Source organism: Rosistilla oblonga (genome assembly GCF_007751715.1).
In the GTDB taxonomy this organism is placed as follows: domain Bacteria; phylum Planctomycetota; class Planctomycetia; order Pirellulales; family Pirellulaceae; genus Rosistilla; species Rosistilla oblonga.
The window spans coordinates 3,630,308-3,650,224 of sequence record NZ_CP036292.1 but is presented as its reverse complement, the minus strand read 5'-3'; the positions used below and the strand labels follow the sequence as shown (position 1 = coordinate 3,650,224).

Genomic DNA, 19,917 nt, shown 5'->3' with positions numbered 1-19,917 from the left:
CAAACTTTGAGTGTCTCGAGAACCGTTTGTTGCTGGCCGTCACACCCGATTTGATAAGCCCGAACCAAGTGAACTTGGTTGGCACAACCGCGGCAGACGAGGTTTACCTGCGGATCGATGCGGGGAAGCTTGAATACAGCACCGACGGGGCCGCCTGGACTAACGATCTGAGCGCGTCCGCCGGGGTTCAATCGATGACGGTTTCCAGTGCGTCGGAGATTTCCGTCAATCTAGGCAACGGAGATGACACTCTGCATCTCGATTCGTCACTCGACGCGTTGCCTGCAGGGGGTGCGTTGACGTTCAGCGCCGGTGCTGGCAACGATACTCTCGTTGCCGAGGTCTCGGGGAACGACGACTTCCAACTTTCCGCAAACCAGTTGATCGCGGGATCAACTACTTTCACGTTCAATAGCGTCGAGAACGCAGAACTCACCGGCAGCAACGGGACCAACCGTTTTGAGCTTTCCGGATGGAACGGTTCGGCAATGCTGAAGGGTGCCTCGGGGAATGACGAATATCAGCTGGATTCCGCATCCAGCAGCGTGTCGATCGTTGACAGCGGCAGTGGAGACGCGTTTACGCCTCCGATCGGCAAGACCAGGCTCAACGCCGGGCTGAATGACTTGGTCGACGCGGTCAATGAATTGAGCGAGACGGGGCCGCTCGGACAGGACGTGCCGTTTCTCGATAGTGCGTCAGGCCAGACGATCGGCGGTTTCCTCGACCTGGCTGACATTCTGGATGTCTATGTCGTCGATAAGATCAATAGCCAGCCCAGCGACACAAAGCTCCATTCGCTGGTGAAATCGCTGGATGTCACCGACAACACCGGCCCACTGACGGGTGATGTTGCGGTGACAGGAACGCTGCTGGCCGGCGGCGGAATGAATTTGGATGTCACTCTGGATGTTAGCCGAGTTAGTCCCGTCGAGCTGAATATTTTCGCCGGCGAATTGCAATCGCTGCTAACGCTGCCCGATGACACCAAATTGTTTGGGGATTTGACGACGCGGGTTCAATGGCAGTTCCAAATTGGCGTCGATGCAGCCGGCAACTTTGTCGGGGACTTTAATACGAGCGACATGACTGTCACCGCGACGGTCGAGGAAGACTTGGACTTCGATGCGCGAGCTGGTTTTCTAGGCGTTAACGCTGCGGGCCCGCTGGATCTGGATATGCAGATTACCGTCGATACGGATAATCTACCGTCGGTTGACGTGACGACGCTAAGCCAAACGACCGGCATCGCGTCGGACGATCTGACGATCGCTTTGGATGTGACACCCTTGGCGGGGATCACCGGGGTTGGAAGTGGATCGCTGCAGTACGTGAATGCGCGCGCTTACGATTCGACAATCGAGCCAAGCATCACGAAAACGAACTTCGTCGATATCGACCCGTTCTACAACACCGACGCCGGAACGTTGCGAACGCTGCTTGTCGATGACTTTCACTCGCTGCTGCAGGTTTTTGGGCCGTCAGCATTGGCGGTGCCGGTCCCCTACACCGGTGCATTGTTCTCGGACGTCTTCGACTTGGCGGATCTGTACGATCAACAAATCGTTGACAAATTACCGTTGATTCCCGAGGTGGGAGCAAATTTCTCGACGATCCAACAGTTGGCTACACTCACGGCGCCGGTTATCAGCGGTGTAGCTTACAGTAATCAGTCTCTCAACTTTTTGTTGGGTATCAGCGAGACGCTGCCCGATTCCCAATACGATCTGATGGTTTCGAACTTTGGGTCCTTCACGGGGATTCAAAGTCCCGACAAGCTGAACATCGCCAGCCCTGCGGTTGCGATGAGCTTTCCGTTTGAGATGGACCTGACGACCGTTGGTACTCCGCTTGACGCAGCGGCGCTGGTGACCAGCCTTAATGGTGGCGAAGGCGTTAACACGGTCGGAACGATTTCCGGGACGTCGTCTGGTCCAGTTATTGATTCTGCAGAGACGGCGGTCGATGAGTCGACTGTCACTCTGTTCGATGTCGATGCGGAATTTGGTGGCACCAACGCATTGGTGGGCCGCGTCATCGAAATCACTTCCGGGACCGGTGCCGGACAATCGCGAACCATCGTCGCTAACTCGTTAGACACCATCACCGTCGACAGTCCTTGGGGCGTGGTCCCCGATGCGACAAGCGCCTATGCGGTCGCCGCGGCGGACATGCAAGTGCAGTTGAGCAGCGGTACCTCGTTCACCGTGGATCTCGATTTCGATCCGAACACCGCGACCGTAGCATCATTGGTTGCGAAGATCTTCGACGCCGCCGAAACCGCTGGCGTCAGCACTCCCAGAACCGTTGGCGTGGCGGGCGATTGGGATTTGGATGTTCAGGTCGAGACCGATGGTCTTGTCTTGAAAGATCGAACGACTTCAGGCTCGTCGATTCTCGGCACCGTCGCCGCCGAGATCATTGTTGATTCGGCAAGTGATCCCGATCCAGCCGATAACAATACGCTGACCGGATCGGGCTTTATTGCCGGAGCTTTGGTTGGCCGAACGGTTGAACTGCTCGATGGGCCAGGTGGCAATGTTGTCGACAGTCGACAGATCATTGGCAACAGCAACACCGTTTTGACGCTGAACGGTCCTTGGGATGATGCCGTATCGGTTGGCACGCACTTTCGAATCCCGACAACCTTCAGCCTCGCTGCGCTAAACGGTTCGTCGGCGGTGACCGATTTAGGGCTTTCAGGTACGGGAGCTCAAGTGCCGTTTCGTACCACGACCGGCATCAACGTCGCTGGCGGTATGCCTGTTTCGCTGACCGGGAATGCATCACCAGATCTCACGATCACGTTGGGTGGGGGCACGGGCAGCTTCAACGTGAATCTCGATGGTGCATCGACAGGACAGGAGATCGTCGCCCGGATCCGTGCCGCAATTCCGACTTCGCTGAAGGCTACCGCGTCGGGCGATCCCGCGAAATTCGAAGTGATCCTCGCCGACTCCGGCGCGATTTATCTGATCGATCGTGCGGCAGCCGGCACGCGCAGCAGCTTCCAAGTCAGCGGCGTGGCGGCGGGCGATCTATTTGCGAGACCAGCCGAGATGTTGGATGCGGATCTCAATGACGATCCGGTCGCCGATGAACGTGTGATTGTAATGACGGCGCCTGCCAAAACCATCAGCGGCGACCCGCTTCATGGCGACACACCCGTCAAGCACTTCTACCTTGCTGAGAATGCGGGATCGGTGCCGCATGTTTCTACCAGCTTGAGCGTGAATGCCGCCGCTGCGACGGGGACGGCACAGTGGGGAGCACTTGGCGTAGCCTTCCAAGGAGGCACCGTCACGACGCTGACTCCTTTCACCGCCGCCATCACCATCGATCCGCGAGATCCTGAGCCTGGTCCAAACGGGACTCCGCTGCCATTGCCAGCGTCGCTCAGTTCGATCAAGCAACTGCTATCGGATCCGAATTCTTTGATCGCTGGTCGCGGCGCGGTCGTGGCCGGACAGGCGCAGCTGGATCTCGATGTTGTTCCAGATCCTAGCGTTGTGATCACAAACTCTGTTGGCGCCGGTGCTGCGGAAATCCAGTCGACGATCGATCTTACGACCGACACTCAGGCCGGTTCGAATCAAATCAGCGTCGTTTCCGCAGATCCAACGTTCCAGAATGCCACGGCGAACGATACGAAGACGCTTCTGGAAGCTGTTCAGGAACTGTCGATCGACGACCTGATGTCGGCACTCCGAAATGCCCGCGACTATCTCCTGGAACTGCAATCGCAATCCGAGCTCGCAGAGAATCTGCCAGGTCTGCCGATAAGCATCGGAGAATTGTTCGACTTTGGCACGAATTTCCAACTGCAAATCGATAAACTTGCCGAGGCGGACCCGCAGACGCTGCAAGAGCTTGCCAGTCAGTTGGATACATTGCTCGACGACGTGATCCCGTTGACAGCCGCGATGAGTTTTGACGCGACGGCACAGGATCTTAAGTTGGCGCTGCGATTGGATCTCGATGCGATTCTGAACGCTCCGTATCCGTTGAATTTGAATATCTCCGACCTGGGAACCGATCTTTCCACGTTGGGGCTTTCAACCGTTGGATCGATCGTTGATGTCACATCCGCCACCCCGTTGGACGTGACGGCCGATGGCAGGATCAAGTTGGATGTCGGCATCGACCTTAGCAACGCTTCGGTTCCCGCCCCCTTCCTGTACGGCGACTCAGCGCCTAACTCGGGAACCGGCGCATCGTTCAACATCTCCGCGAAGAACGAGAACCTGAGCTTCCCTGTGTTGTTCGGCAGCATGCAGGTCGATGTCGCCAGCGGCAGTTTTGTCCTCGATACAGATGGTTTTGGAGTCGCAACAGCGGGTGCCGCGTATAGCGTGGGACTGCAAAGCGACGCGATTCTGGGGACGACGGCGCACGCCAAGGCGGCTGCGCTGCCTTCGAGGACGTCGGTCTCCATTGCTGGAGAGGCCGACGCCCAATTCACCCTGGAGTTTCCCAACTCGGTCATTCCAGCTTCCGCACCAACCGCAATTTTGCCTGCCATCAATGTCCGGATTGGAGATTTGAATGCTCCTTCGGCCTCATCGACTAGCAGCGTGACGACGAATCTTGTGGGAGGTGCTGGGAATTGGCCGACCTTTGATTCGCTCTCCCAAAACTTCTCGCTGTCCGATTCGATGAACGGGTTCAAGTTAGGGTTCTTTGAACTGTTCACCAAGCTTGACGAATCGTTGGACACTTCGCTGTTTGGCTTGGAAATCCCAATGGTCGGCACGCAACTGGCCGAAGCATCCGACTTCCTTTTGCAGATTCGCGATACAGTCACGGACAACTTAAGCCTGCTGTCCGATGTGCTGACGCCCGATTCGATTCGCCAATCACTCTTTGATGCACTGGGGCCCGGCGGCTTGGGGTGGCTGCAAGACGGCGACGATGCGGATAGCGCGATCAATATCGAGGATGTTCAGACCACGTTCGAGAAGACAACTCCCAGCGGCGGTCGTGAACTGGTCGTTGGCGTTGAGTATGACCTCGACTTGATGATGCCGCCCGAATTGCTCGATTTCCCGGTTGCCTTGGACCTACTGCTCCCTGGACTTGGGCTCGATATCGACGCGTTGACCCAGGTGATGATCGGTTTCCATCTGCCGCTGAAAGTAGGCATTAGCACCGCGGACGGCGTCTACATCGACGTCGATCTCGCCAAGGATCTCGATGTCAGTCTCGACGTCTCGTTGCCATCGTCTATCGTTTCGATGGCTGGGGATCCGCAGTTGACGTTTACCAGCGCGACGGTTTTGAATCCGGAGCCGACACTCTTTCGTGATCGCGGCAGTTGGACTCTCGATGGCTTCAAAGTCGGACAGATCATCAAGGTCGCCGATTCGGATGATGATTCGCAGGTGTTTAACGAAGGCGAATATGTCATCAAGTCGATCGACACCGCAGGAACCACACTGACGCTGTTTGCGAATCAACTGGATGCGGCAGAGATTCGGTCGCAAGGTTCGCTGGAGAACTTCCGTGTCACCGTTTCCAAGGTTTCGATGACGGGAGGATCGAACCTGACGTTCACCTCGCCACGCACGATCTCACGAGATACGGGAACTTGGTTCGACGACGGTTTTCGAATTGGCGACCACGTGCAGTTCAGTGGCACGGCGAACAACAATACCATCTACACGATCGCGGCGCTGGCAGCCGATGGCAAGACAATCCAGGTCGAACAGACGGTAGTGCCGGAGAGCAATGTCGCCAACGTCTTCGCCAGTATCGGCACGTTGAATTACGCAAGTTCCGGCGCACCGACAAGCTCGGGCAATCAGAGCAGCGAAGCCGATCCGATCGGCTATTTTCACGGCTTCGATGCCACGATGGGTATTCTGCCCTATCGTGTCTGGGATGCAACGCCGGGCGAATCGGAACTGACGGGGACTTTCCAGTTTGATCTTCTGGATCCGAATGTCATCGGCGGAAAGGAGCGATTGTCGGTCAACGATTTGCGAGGGATCAACACCAGGCAAAAGGCACCTCCAGGTGGATTCGCGGCCGCACCGTTGTCGAACCTGATGACGATATCGACCGATCCCAACGATCCGCTTGACCTCCGCGACATCAAGTTGAACATCGAGACGGCGCTGGCACCGGGATCTGCCTTCGCTCCCTATCGATCGGAGCTAACGATCTCGAATTGGAATTTCTACATTGACAATTCCCTCTTGACCGAAAACAGCCGCACCGAAGGCGAGATCCATTTTGACGATGTGCAGTTCGAATTCGTCAGCTTCATGCGGGATTTTGTTGGGCCGGGCTTGCAACGGCTGGACGTTGCTTTCGAAGCCTTTGAACCGATCACCAACTTCCTCGAAAGCGAAGCGTTCCCGATCCTATCGCTGTTGTTTGGTCGTTCCAACTACATTTCCGCAGCGGGAACGTTTGGCGGCGAGGCAGAGGTTGGTGATTATCTAGGGGCGTCGGTCGCAATCAAACAGCTCGTTCATGGCGGAACGCCTTTCGAACGCGATGCGCTGATCGAGTTCTTCTCCGACATTTTTAATTCCAATCCGTGGGACGATGTCGCTGTCCTGCCGATCGACCAATTGATCGGCAGTGCTTGGATCGACGTCGGCGGTTTCACAGTCGACTTCGAGAAGGCGCGCGACAGTGCGCAGACCAGGCCGATAGCGCCCGTTACCGATGCGGCGAACGTCGTCGCACCGGCGAACGAGTCGCTCGAAGAATATTACGCGCGGCGAGGCTGGGATGATACGCCCACAAGACTTTTCGGCAACTTCGACGATAAACCACTTGCCTTAACTGGCGCCTCGACCTTGACGTTTGAAGCAGGTACCAGCCGCATCGGCCGTGCCAGCAACGGTGCGAAGACGGAGCTGGAAGTGCTCTTTTTGCCAAGCAATTGGAGCGAGGGACAGATTGTTCGCGCGAGCGGGAGTTGGTTGGCTGACGGGTTCCAGGAGCAAATGTATCTGACGTTTGATGCTCAGTTACTTCCTGGCGGTACCCCCAGTGCTTACGACGGACAGGCATTCCGAATTATCGAGGCCACGGCGACACACCTGACGGTTGAATGGGGCGATGCAGCCGGTCTCACGACAGCCCCGACGGTGGAGTTCGGGACATTTTCTGGGAATTTCGCAACCTGGATAACCGACGGTTTCGAGGTCGGGCAAACGATTGAAGTGAAAGGGACCGACGAGAATGATGGAACCGCAACCGTCACGGCCGTAACCGCCGCCTACCTCACCATCACCAAGACCGGTGGCGTGGTTGACGAGACGATCGATTCGCGAAACGGGGTGTCGATTACGGCGGCCAACCCCGATGGTACAAAAGGTTCGATCTTCGGCCAAATCATGGCATTGGCTCGCGATCCGCAGCAAGCGAGTTTGGCTGGCGCTGCGGCGAATTCGTTTATCGTGACGCAAATGCTGCCGGGCCGCAACGCGATCGATGGCGTTCTCTCGGGTGCCGGTTTGGCGCTTACGACAAAGATCGATCCGATCGATTTTCCAATGCTCAAAGATGAACGGAATGCTTTTGGCGTCTTGTTAGGAGATACAACGTTCTATGGGGCCGAGGTGAAGGCAACCGGCGATATCCTTCCCGAAGAACGAGTCCTGATTCCCGATGTGTTTGGGAACTTAGACTTTCTCCTGGACGGTTACAATCTGGTCGAGGTGCAGTTGGCCGAGCACGACAGCATGTTGATGAACTACGGCACGCCCGAGCTGTTTGTCGCCTTGTATCAAGACTTTCCCCTGAGCAAAGAAAAGTTCTTCTGCGAGGTTCCAGGACTCGGGTTTACGTGCGATGCGATTCCGCTGACAGAAATCGCGCCGACGCCTTTCATCTCGATCAACTTCGAAGCGCGGGCCGATTTTGCAATCGGTTGGGATGCAACAGGTCTCGGGTTGTTCGGCAAGACTGGCAATCCGCACGATTTGGTGGAGGGGTTCTACTTCGATGACAGCGAGGGAATTGCACCGACCCCGAGTTTGCTTGTCAACGATGATCGAAGCGGTGACGAGCGAACCAACTTTGGCAACTTCAGCTACAGCACCGGGCTGGGGGCTGCGAGCACGAGCAATGCCAATTCACTACTGAATGATGAGCCACAGGCACGTGTTCTGGGAGGGATCGGCGGTGGAGTCTACATTGGATACTCGAAGTTTGGACTCAACTTCAAACTCGGGACCGAGCTGACTTTTCTGGTCGGCTGGGACTGGAATCTCCACGACCCCGATAACTCGGACAGCCTGTATCGCGTACGGGCGAGCGAGTTCGATACGCTGACGGGATTTGGAACCGATGCGGGACACGTGGCGGCCGACGCCTACGACGAGGGATTCCGCTTCGAGGTGCGTTGGGATCTCTTCACGAAACTGAAAGTGTTTGTGACGATCGTCGATCTACGAATCAATATCATCACCGTAGGACGTACCCTCCCTGTCGACATTCCAACGTTCATCGAGCCGAATCTTGGCAGCCTCGATGGTGCTTCTCTGTTAACGCTCGGCTTCTTGCCCACAGATAACGTGCTGTATGTCGGTGCGTATGGCGAATACAACCACGACACAGACCGTCAAGATATTGTCGTCTCCGGTCAAAACTATCACAAAATCTTCCGCAACGTTGCATCGATCTCGGGCGTCGCGGGGGCTGGTGATGACATCGTGATTGTCAGCCAGGAAGTCTTGCTGCCGACCTCGCTTAGCGGTGGTTTGGGGAATGACATCCTGATCGCCGGTGGTGGCAGAACGATCCTGTATGGCAACGAGGGGGACGACTATCTGAAGGGAGGCCCCGTCGACGATATCATTCGCGGCGGCGATGGCGACGACACCATCTTCGGCGGCGATGGAAACGACACGATCTCTGGCGGAATCGGCCGCGACATTATCCGTGGCTGGCGCGACGACGACGACATCGATGGCGGAGATGACAACGACGCGATCGACGGCGGCACAGGAAATGACACGATCAAGGGCGGTTGGGGAGATGACATTATCCTGGGCGGTCTTGGCCGAGACATTATTTACGGTGGCGACGGCAGCGACACCATCGAAGGCGGTCGCGACGCAGACATCATCTACGGTGACGGATCCACGGCGGCAATCGACGTGGAGATGCATGGCGATAGGATCTACGGCGGCCTTGGCAACGACACGATCGACGGCGGTTCGGGCCCCGATCAAATTTTCGGGCAACAGCACAACGATCGACTGGTTGGCGGAGTTGGCAACGACCTGTTGGACGGTGGTGGTGCCAGTGATCGGATGTTTGGGGGCGACGGTGACGATCTGCTCCAGTCCCGCGAAGGGAATGATATCCTCAACGGGGAAGCCGGCGACGATACCTTCCATGTCAACTTCCAAGGGGGCAAAGCGAATTCGCTGATCCAAGTCCTGGAAAGTGGCCCGGCGTCCGATACCGATGTGTTCGTCGCGTTTGGTACGCTGTACGACGACCACTTTCTGCTGCGTGCGAGTGCCGATGGATCGAACGCCTTTGTCGCGATGTTAAACGATCCCGATCACGACATCACCGATTTGGATTACGACCCATCGGTCGAACGGATCAACTACTTGGGCGTTGAAAGAATCGTGATCAACGGCAGCCTGGGGCATGACCATTTTGCGGTCGACGACACGGCGGCGGAAATCACGATCAACGGCGAAGCGGGAAGTGATACTTTCCAAATCGGTCAGTTGTTTCGATCCGAACGCAGTGAACAGGATGCAAACGTTTCGGTCGGCGACGTCTTTGCCACCATCGAAACAACCCGCGGATTCCTGTCCAACGGGATCAGCAAGCCAATGACTGTCAACGGCGGTCTGGGCAGCGACCGATTTGTCGTCTTCCACAATCGTGCGGTCTTGTCTCTGAACGGCGATGAAGGTGATGACAACTTTGAAGTCCGCGCGTTCGCTTTGGTTGGATCACAAGAACCACAGCGTGAACGCTCCGACATCAGCGGCGGGGCGGGAGCCGACTTGGTTCAGTATGCCGTGAACGCTCCGGTAAACATCAACGGCGGCGATGGCTTTGATACGTTGATCGTCATCGGCACGGAATTTGGCGACGATTTTGTTGTGACCGATGGGGGAGTCTTCGGTGGCGGATTAACGATCAACTTTACAAATATCGAATCGCTTCGCGTCGACGGCGCCGAAGGCAACGATCGCTTCTTCGTTGAAAGTACCGGCGAAACCTTCCTGACCGAACTGTTTGGCGGACTTGGTGAAGACACATTTAATATGTCCGGCGATACGCCCCCCGTTGTTAGCAACGATCTGAAGGGACACAGCGGGATCACCACCAACGACGTCACCTATTCGGACGACGTGCGCTACGAAGATCTGAACATTTACGGCGTTTCGGCAAACGTGGCGGACAACGACGAACCGTTTGTTGTGATTCGAGAGAGTGGCGGGTCGACGATCATCACCGAAGATTCGACTTCCAGCTTTCTGGACTTCTACGATGTCGTTTTGTCCCGAGCGCCACTGCCTGGTTTTGATGTCTTTGTAAAAGCATTGGCTCCCTTGCTAACGCCCGACCAGCGTGAACTGGGCGCGTTGGCGTTCCGGTTGCGCGGCCCCGCTGGGTCCGACGAAAAGGCGGACGGATCGGCGGTAACGTTGCGATTTACAGCCGACAATTGGTACATCCCACAGCGTGTTGAGATCCTCGCCGACTCCGAGGTCCAAACCGATACAGGCCAATTGTTCACTCGCCCCGAAATCAAGCAGGCAGTTCCGTACGACGGCAGCTTCGCCTACGACGATGCTGCATTCGAAGGCGTTCGTTCTGCAGTCATCAATCACTTGGTGACGTCCGCTGTGGCCACCCTGGAGGGCAACCCGGTCAGTCTTGTGGGGAGCCCGACGATCACCATCGATACCGACCGGCGGTTCTTCGAATTCCTGGGCGAAGATGTTACGGTGACCCTCGACGACGGTCGGATTCAGACTCGGCGAATCATCGACGCCACGCTTGTCGACGGCCAAATGAAGCTGACAGTCGACCGCGCTTGGCTCGCTGGCACCGGCGTGCCCACGACCACAAGTAGCTTCTCGATCGATTTGGATGGGACGCTGCTGAGTGGCAATCCAGCGATCGACGCCTCGAATCCAACCTTCACCATCACAAACCCGATCGCCGGAAATCCGGCATTGAGCCATCCCGACGATTTGCTTGGACGCCAGATCACCATCATCGATGGCCTTGGGATCGGGCAAAGTCGGTTTGTCACGGGGGTTGCGGGGACCGTTGGTGATGCAAATCTCACGCTGACGCTCGATCGAGGTTGGTCGCTGAGCGATGTGCCCGATGCGGACAGCAGCTACCAAATCCGCATCGACGATGCGATCTTCGGGCGTGTCACAGCGATCGATGAATCTCCGACAGCATTGCCCGCCGATAAGAACTTCCCACCGACGCTCGATAATCGAACGACGTTTAGTGACATCGACACGAACTTCCGACTGACCAGCAACGGAGCGGAAGGGCTGCGTGGTGCGGTGCTGCAAATCATCGGCGGCCCTGGAGCGGGACAAGAACGATTGATCCTTGGCACCGTTGACGACAATACGTTGATTCTCAATGGTCCTTGGCGAACGAATCCCGTCGCCGGCGAAACCCTTTACCGAATTACTCGCTACGACGGGCTTCCCACTGCCAGTGTTTCGGTCGAGATCAAAGACAACGACAAAGCCGGTTTGATCGTAGATGAAACGCGTGGCTATCAGAACGGTGACGTCGCCGATTCAGACACCGTCACCGCTGTGATCGAAGGTGGCGATGGCGACCACTTGGGCGAACAAGATGTCGTGCGAGTGCGGCTGACCCGAGAACCCGTTGGCATCGTCAATGTCAAGCTCGTCTATGAAGGGACGCAGCTTGAGCTTCAAAACCTCGACGGCACACCAATTCTTAACAATGAACTTACGTTTGGAGCCGATTGGAGCGAGTTCCAAGATGTACGCGTTGTCGCCAAGGCAGATGGACTGCGCGAAGGATTCCACACCAGCCAGATCGAATTCGTCATCAGCGATCTTGCGGGCGGCGGTATCAGCAGCGCTAGTGACGCCGACAGAACGCTGTCAAAGACCGACGAGTTCTCTATTCCCAGCCATTCACCGGTCGAATTTGTTGGGCTCAGCCAACAGCCGATTGCCATTTCGAATGTAACGTACAACAGCCAAACCCTATCGGTGTACGACCCGATCAATGCTCCCAAGGCTGGCTCGTCGGGAGCTCCTGTTTACGAAGTCGTAAGCAACAAGATCGTATTCCGTGCCAACGGCGAATTCACGTCGGTGGTGGGAAGCGGATTGTCGATTTCGTACACCTATACGGATCCAGGTTTTGCCGGAGCGTTCACGAATCCGATTGTGACAAAGATCAACGACGTCGATGCGCCGACTGTCTTGGTTCGCGAAACGGGCGGTTCAACCGACGTCATCGAAGTCACAAAAGTCGACGTCCCCACCAAGCCGAACGAAATCCCAGCCTCCTACTACACCGGCGATTCTCCTTTTGAAGACGTTTACGAATTGGTCTTAACCGCCATGCCAGACAATGGCGTGGGCGGTGGCAGCGTGCAGATTCTTGTAACGCCAGAGATCACCAAGACCACGCGAACTGGCGGCATTCGCACCGATGATATTCAAGTCGAACTGTTCGACATTGATTTGATTGGTGGCCCGCGAATGGTCAGCGACGGCAACGGCAACATCTACGTCACGTTTACCCAATCCAATTGGGATACGCCGGTACGAATCGGCGTGCGTGCCGTGGACGATGCGGTCGTCGATGGCGGTGACACGAAGGTCTTTGCCGATGGCCCCAATACGCTCAGCCAGATCCTTGGACCTGTGGTCGTCGATGGAGCCGGCGGCGCTGGCTCGCTTGTCGGTATTAGTCCTCCGGTGACTTTGCCCAATGAGACGAACGTCAAAGAGAGCACGGGCAATGTCGATTCCGTCTCTGGAACCACTGTTCAGTTCACGCTCGACGCCGCTCAAAAAACACAGTTAGGGTTAGAATCCGATCTCAGCGACATCGGTGAATTGGTGGGCAAAACGATCGAGATTACCGGCGTCACAACGGGTGATCCTAACGATCCGGCGGTTGGCCAGTTCCGGTTGATCACGGCTGCGACCCGCGTGAATAATGCGGTGACAGTGACGATTAACGAAGCATTTGATGTCAGCGATGACGATCGAATCCTCAGTTACGCGATCACGTCCGAGAGTCTTAATTTCTTCGTCGACGAAACCGAACTTGTCGACTTTATGTTCATCCACGACGAAGACAGCCCTGCGGACAGCGATGGTTTCTTAACCGCCAATCGATTGTGGGGCCTGAACATGGGGCCGGATGTCACAATCGGAAACCGCTTGCGCGCCGGGGGTATCACCTATGGCAATCTGGAAGTTCTGCAAATCGATCTGGGCAGCGGCAACAATAATTTCCAAGTCCTGGGTACCCATACTCGCCGCGAGGATGTGACCAACGCTGAAGACTCGTCTTTCCAAACCTGGACTTTTCTGAATACAGGAAACGATATCGTTTGGAACGGTGTTCGGGGAGATACGATCTCGGTCGATGTCGATGCAGTCGATCAAACTGTCACATCGGGAACGGTTTCGTCTTCCACGAACCCAACACAAACATCCTTCGCGACGCTGCGAGACACCAGCGGATCGTTTGGGACGACGAACAGCTTGGTCGGCTACAAGTTGCTTATCAATCCGGGAACCGGTACGGAGCAGGTCCGGACGATTCTTGGCAACAACGGCGACACGCTGACGATCGATGGAGTTTGGGACACATTGCCCGATTCGTCGGACACTTACACGATAAAGAAGCTCGGCGATGGCTCGTTGGCGATCAACGCGGAAGACGGAGACGATATCGCCGACGCCAGCGGTTCGACGTTAGGCGTTGTTGTGTTCGGTGGACTTGGCGACGATACGATTACCGGCGGCAGTGGCGACGACATTCTGTTTGGCGATCAAGGCCGCGTCGACTTCTTCAGCGAAGAGGACGCCTACGGGAATCATTCCATCGTCACCAGGTTGGGGACCGCGCCGACACCGATCACTGGCCTGGTCGACGGTGACTTTAACATCTCGCAAAATTTGCGTGACTCGCAAGCCGACTTCCCCGAGGCCGATGGCTTCGACATGGGACTGGTCGGTCTTTTTGTCGACATCAACAACGGAACCGGATTCCTGCAATCGCCGCGGTTGATCACAGCCAATACGGACAAGTCGCTAACCATTTCGCCGAACTTCACCGAGACGCTCGACGCGACCAGCGCTTACCGCATTTCGACCTTTCCCGAAGATCAAACCGATGGCGTTCGCCGCGAAGCGAACTTGATTCTGACGGTTAACGACGGCGAAGGAGGCAACGATACGATCATCGGCGGTCTCGGTGGCGATCAGATCCTAGGCGGTGCCGGCAACGACGATATCGACGGCCAAGACGGCGACGACGTCATCTTGGGCGATACCGGTGCGATCGACCGCACTTCGGTCCCCGCTGTTGGTGCGGCAGGATTCCAGAGCCTGATCGCTCGGGTTCGCACGAAATCGCCGGCAATCGGCGGCAGCGATCGGATCTCCGGCGGCGACAACAACGACATCATTTTTGCCGGCACGGGGACCGACTACGTCAACTTCAGACGCGATGCCAATCCGCTCGCTCCCGAATCGGGGAACGATTTGATCGTCGGCGATAACGGCGTGGCCGAATTCGATATCGCCAGCGGAGAATCGATCCTTGTCCGGATTGAAACCAATTCTGCCAACCACGGTGACCAAGACTTCATCACCGCCGGGGCTGGTGAAAAGATCATCTTCGGTGGCGCAGGTGGCGACGAATTGTTGGCCGGTAGCGACAACGAAGCAGACATTGTCGTCGGCGACGAAGGAGTAGCAATCTTCGACGCGGTCACCGGCATCGTTTCAAGTGTTTCGACCGCAACGCCCGCAATCGGTGGCGATGACACCATCAGAGCCGGCAATGCGTCGAACATTCTGATTGGCGGTAACGGTGCGGACGACATCCGTGGCGGCAGCTTGCGAGACATCATCATCGGCGATAACGGAATCGCCAATTTTGATGCGGCGGGCATCCTTGTCGACATCACAACCAGCGATTCGTCCGAAGGGGCCGGCGACAACATCGACTCGGGCGATGGCGACGACATCGTCTTCGGTGGTGCTGGCAGCGACTACATCAACATCGATCGAACGACGTTGGCTCTTCTTGGGACTGACACCGGTAACGACCTGATTTTGGGCGATCACGGTAGGGCGACTTTTGCGGTCGCGGGTGCTACCAGTTCGCTAACGCTGTTTGAATCGATCGACCCGACCATGGGCGATGACGACCATATCTTCAGCGGCGGCGGCGAAGACATCGTGCTGGGCGGCACCGGTGGAGACACGATCTTTGGTGGCGATGATCACGACATCTTGCTCGGGGATCATGGCCGTTTGGACAACACGCTTGTCATCAATCACGATCCGGCATCGTATTGCACCGCGATCGACATCGTTCCGCAGGCGGCTAACCAACCTGTGCTGTCGATCTTCACCGGCGATTTGGATGGCGGTGGCAACGACACCATTCATGGCGACGCCGGCGATGACTTTATTCTGGGCCAGCAAGGCGACGACATCCTGTTTGGTGATGATGGTGACGACGACATCACCGGCGGTCACAATGTCCTTGGCGGCAAGGATGGCAATGACACGATCCATGGCGGCAACGATTCCGACGTGGTGCTTGGCGACAACGGATTGATCCTGCGAAACGAGATTACCGTGTCGCCAACAATGTGGGAGCGTTATCCCGCGCCGCATGCCGACGCGATTCGCCAAGTGCAACGCTTCGACGATATCGATCTGATTTCTGGCAACGATATTATCTTTGGGGACGCCGGACGTGACATTCTTCACGGCCAACGCGGCAATGACGAGATTGATGGCGGAGCCGATGACGACGAAATCATGGGCGATCTGGGGGATGACATCCTCCGCGGCGGATCGGGGCCCGATATCGTGTTGGGTGACGTTGGATACATCCATCGCACCCTCAACGGCGATGGCACCGCACGACTGAATCCCGATGGCACTCCGCATCGTGAAGTCTATCTGGAAGAGACCGCGACGTTGGTCGGAACGATCGATCTGGACACGACACCACTGCGGTCTCTCGCTCCCGACTTGGCGGCGAAGATTTTGCAGGCGGATATGGTCGTATTGGCTGGCAATTACGAAGCCGACGGATCGCGAGCGCTGCAGCCAGACAACGAGGCTTGGCGGACATCGCTGCTGCTGTTGGAGTTCGAACCAGCCGGCCACGACACGATTTTTGGCGACGACGGCGATGATGTCTTGATCGGCCAACGCGGCAACGACAACCTCAGCGGTGACGCGGGCAACGATTCGGTCTTTGGTGACGGCCTATCGAACCTGTCGCCGATGCAAACCGATCTGCCTCATGTCTTTAATGGCATCCGTTTATCGGGACTGACGGCTCCGCAGCATACGCTGACGACAGCCGATTCGTGCGGCTGGGCCTTCATGACTCCAGCGACTTTGTATCCCGAAGTCATGGATATGAATTCGGCCTTCGATATCGATTTCAGCTCGGCTAATACTCTCCCCGACGTAACCGACGCCGTGCTGAATCAAGTCGGTGCGGGGCCATTAACATTGGCCGACGGCACCTCGATCAGCCCCATGTTGGCAATCGTTCCCGATGTTGTGGGGCACGAGTCGGTGCTTCCGGGGAACGACACGATCGATGGTGGCGATGGCGATGATCTGTTGGTTGGCGACAACGGTAGCGTTTTCTCGCCACTGAAGACGGGGCTATCGGAGATCGATGCCGCAGCCAGCGACGCGCAAGACGCTTTGGCCGCGGTCAAGCACACACTCAGCACGCTGGCGATCGACTTCGACCACGTTCAACACGATATCAATCTAATCGCCGACACAAAAACGATTGAAATCGGCAGAGACAATATCGTTGGCGGCAACGGAGCGGACCAAATCATTGGTGACGATGGCCAGATCGTCGCTTCGTTTATCACTGGTTTGCCCGTTGCGGAATCGGACTTCGTCGACGCCGCTCTGGACAAGCATCAATCTCTACGCGATCTGCAGCATGCGGCAATCGACCTCGAGAACGTGCTGTTCGAAGCGCATTATCAAGTCCTCAATCAACTGCTCGCAGCGAATATCAGTAGCGGCGCAGATCATGGTCATCATGATTTGCTGATCGGCAACGATACCATCGACGGTCAGCTGGGCGATGACCTGGTGATCGGCGACCGGGGGACGATCCTAACGCCAGCGGTCAATGGTCAGCGGCTCGATCAAGTCGAGCTCGATTCACCGATCGATGCCTCGGTGTGGCAAGCGGCTCGCGATGCTCTGACCGCACAACAGACGTTAGTGCACAGCGGGCTGACATCGCATATCGAGACCGATCACAATCGTGATTCACGGACGATTGTGGAATCGGCACTGGCCAACATCATCGCTGATTATCGCTACGAATTGCAAATCGGCGACGATACGATCCGCGGCAATCTGGGCGACGACACCTTGATTGGCGACTTCGGGATACTGATTAACCCCGTTGTTTTGCAGAACCCTTCGACGCCCGCCGAATCCGACCAACTGGACAACAACCTGTCGGATCTTCTGAATGACGTGCATGACTTCCTGATCGAACGACATCACGAATTCGACTTCGACGATCTGCACGCACGCTACTCGCATCCAGAATTTGCCCACCGCGGTGGCACTTCGCAGGAAGTGAAGATACTGGCGGGCAACGACGTCATGCATGGCGACGCGGGCGACGACGTGATCTTGGGCGATAGCCTTGCGATCCTCACCGTCCATTTATCCGAGACGCCCGACTTGCTCTACGATTATCCCGATCCTGGAGCGGTGGAGTTTGAGTATCTGTGGCGTGAAAACTTTGAACTCGCGACGCAATACCGCCGTGATGGCGGAATGTCCGAAATCAGCAACGATCTGATTTACGGTGGCCTGGGTAACGACTCGCTGTATGGGCAGCACCGCGACGACACTCTTTACGGCGAAGAGGGGGACGATCTCGTCTACGGTGGTGATGGGGGCGTCGACACGATCGACGGTGGCACTGGCGTTAACGACGCCCGATCGCGGGGCGACGATCTGCCCAAACAGGCTCCGCTGCAACGACTCAAACAATTGGTCTTTGGAACCGTGGGCAAAGTTTTCAGTCCGCTGTTGAAGAACGTGGCAGAAGACGCCGCGCGACAGGGCAACCCGCTTGCGATCGACAACGATCCCGACATCGTCTTTGGCGCAATCCTTGCCGAAGGCGCTTGGTTTGAAGCATCCGGACTCACCCCGAACAGCTCGATCATGTTCGCTTGGGGATTTGAACCGGGGCTCAGCCTGCTTTCGGAATTCGGAGTCATTCTGAGCATTGCCGATCCTTCGGTTGCGATCGTCGCAACGACCGATGCCAACGGCAACGCAACGGGGACCGTACCGATCCCGTTGTCAGCCATTGGAAAGGAATACCTGTTCCAAGCCTTCGAGGTGGCGGCAACGCCAACGGCATCGAATCTTGCCCGCCTGAATCTCGCGGGCGCACCGCTTGTCGTCTCCGACAACAACGCGGCTCCCGAATTGGTCGACAAACTGCCAAGCTTTGTCGCAACCGTGGGCCAGCGGTTCACTTTCGATATTGCCGACGACCCATTTGTCGACCACGATTCGGACGATTCGTTGATCTACGACGCGCGGTTGACCGATGGATCGCCACTGCCAAGCTGGCTTTCGTTCAACCCAGACGCTTTGTCATTCGATGCGACTCACATCCCCAGCGACGGCTCGTGGTCGATTATCGTCACGGCGATCGATCGTGGGACGCCCGTCAAATATTCGAGTACAACGTTTGCCCTGCGAGCCCATTCCGACAGAAGCATCTGGCAAAACGCGATCAATCAAACCGACGTCAATCAAGACGGGGTGGTTACCGCGGTCGATGCCGACTTGATACTCGACGGCCTACGCTCTCGCACATTCCAGTCGCTTCCAGCGCAACGCACCGAATCCGAAGGGCTGCTCGACGTCAACGGCGATCAACGCTTAACGCCAATCGATGCCCTGCGAGTGCTGAACATCCTGAACGCGGAACAACTGCACAGCAGCACAGACGAGTCCATCACGCCCCCCGTTTCTGAGAACAGCGAGGGTGAGGCGTTTGAAGAGGCTGAGCTGATCGATCAACAATCGTCGGCCAGTTTTTTGCGCGTCGACAAAGCAACGCAGTACCCCGCCCCCACAGCAAACCGATACTCGGATTCGATCCCCGTCGATGCGGTGGACGCTGCATTAACCGACGACGAGCCGACATCGCAGGAAGAGTGGCATGAGCTGATCGACACGGCGTTGGGTGAGTTTAACAACTAGGCGACCTTAAACGCTGCAACGCGCGGCACATGAAACCTGCGACCGCGCCCCGTAGAAAGTCCACGTCGAGCAACACCACCGTGATACCACTGAATTGCGAGACACAATCGTCAACGCGTCGCAATTTGTCAGTTAACTCCTGGCACCCGTTGCAAAGCAAAGGCTTTGAACGCCAAATGTTGACACCGCCCCCACAACGGGTAAGATTGGCCGCCGGAGAAGCAGCAAGTTCGCCCCCGTTAACTCGACCGGTGAGAACAAATTGCCTGCCAAGGCTCAGCAACAGGTCGAGAGCAGGTTGCAAACGTCGCACTAATTCTCAGCCACGACCGGCAATAACAGGCGATAATCCTATATTCCCACCCCGACGTGCAGGTGAACAACATAGTTCCCCACATTGCCTGAGTCCGTTTTC

Annotated in this window: 1 protein-coding gene; it reads left to right on the top strand. The window is 56.6% G+C overall.

Features of this window, described 5'->3' with window-relative positions; all coding sequences use genetic code 11:
- Window positions 1-74: 74 nt before the first annotated feature.
- Window positions 75-19,502, top strand: a complete 19,428-nt coding sequence (locus CA51_RS12955; protein ID WP_145121209.1) for a dockerin type I domain-containing protein — start codon at window positions 75-77, stop codon at window positions 19,500-19,502.
- The last annotated feature ends 415 nt before the right edge of the window (window positions 19,503-19,917 follow it).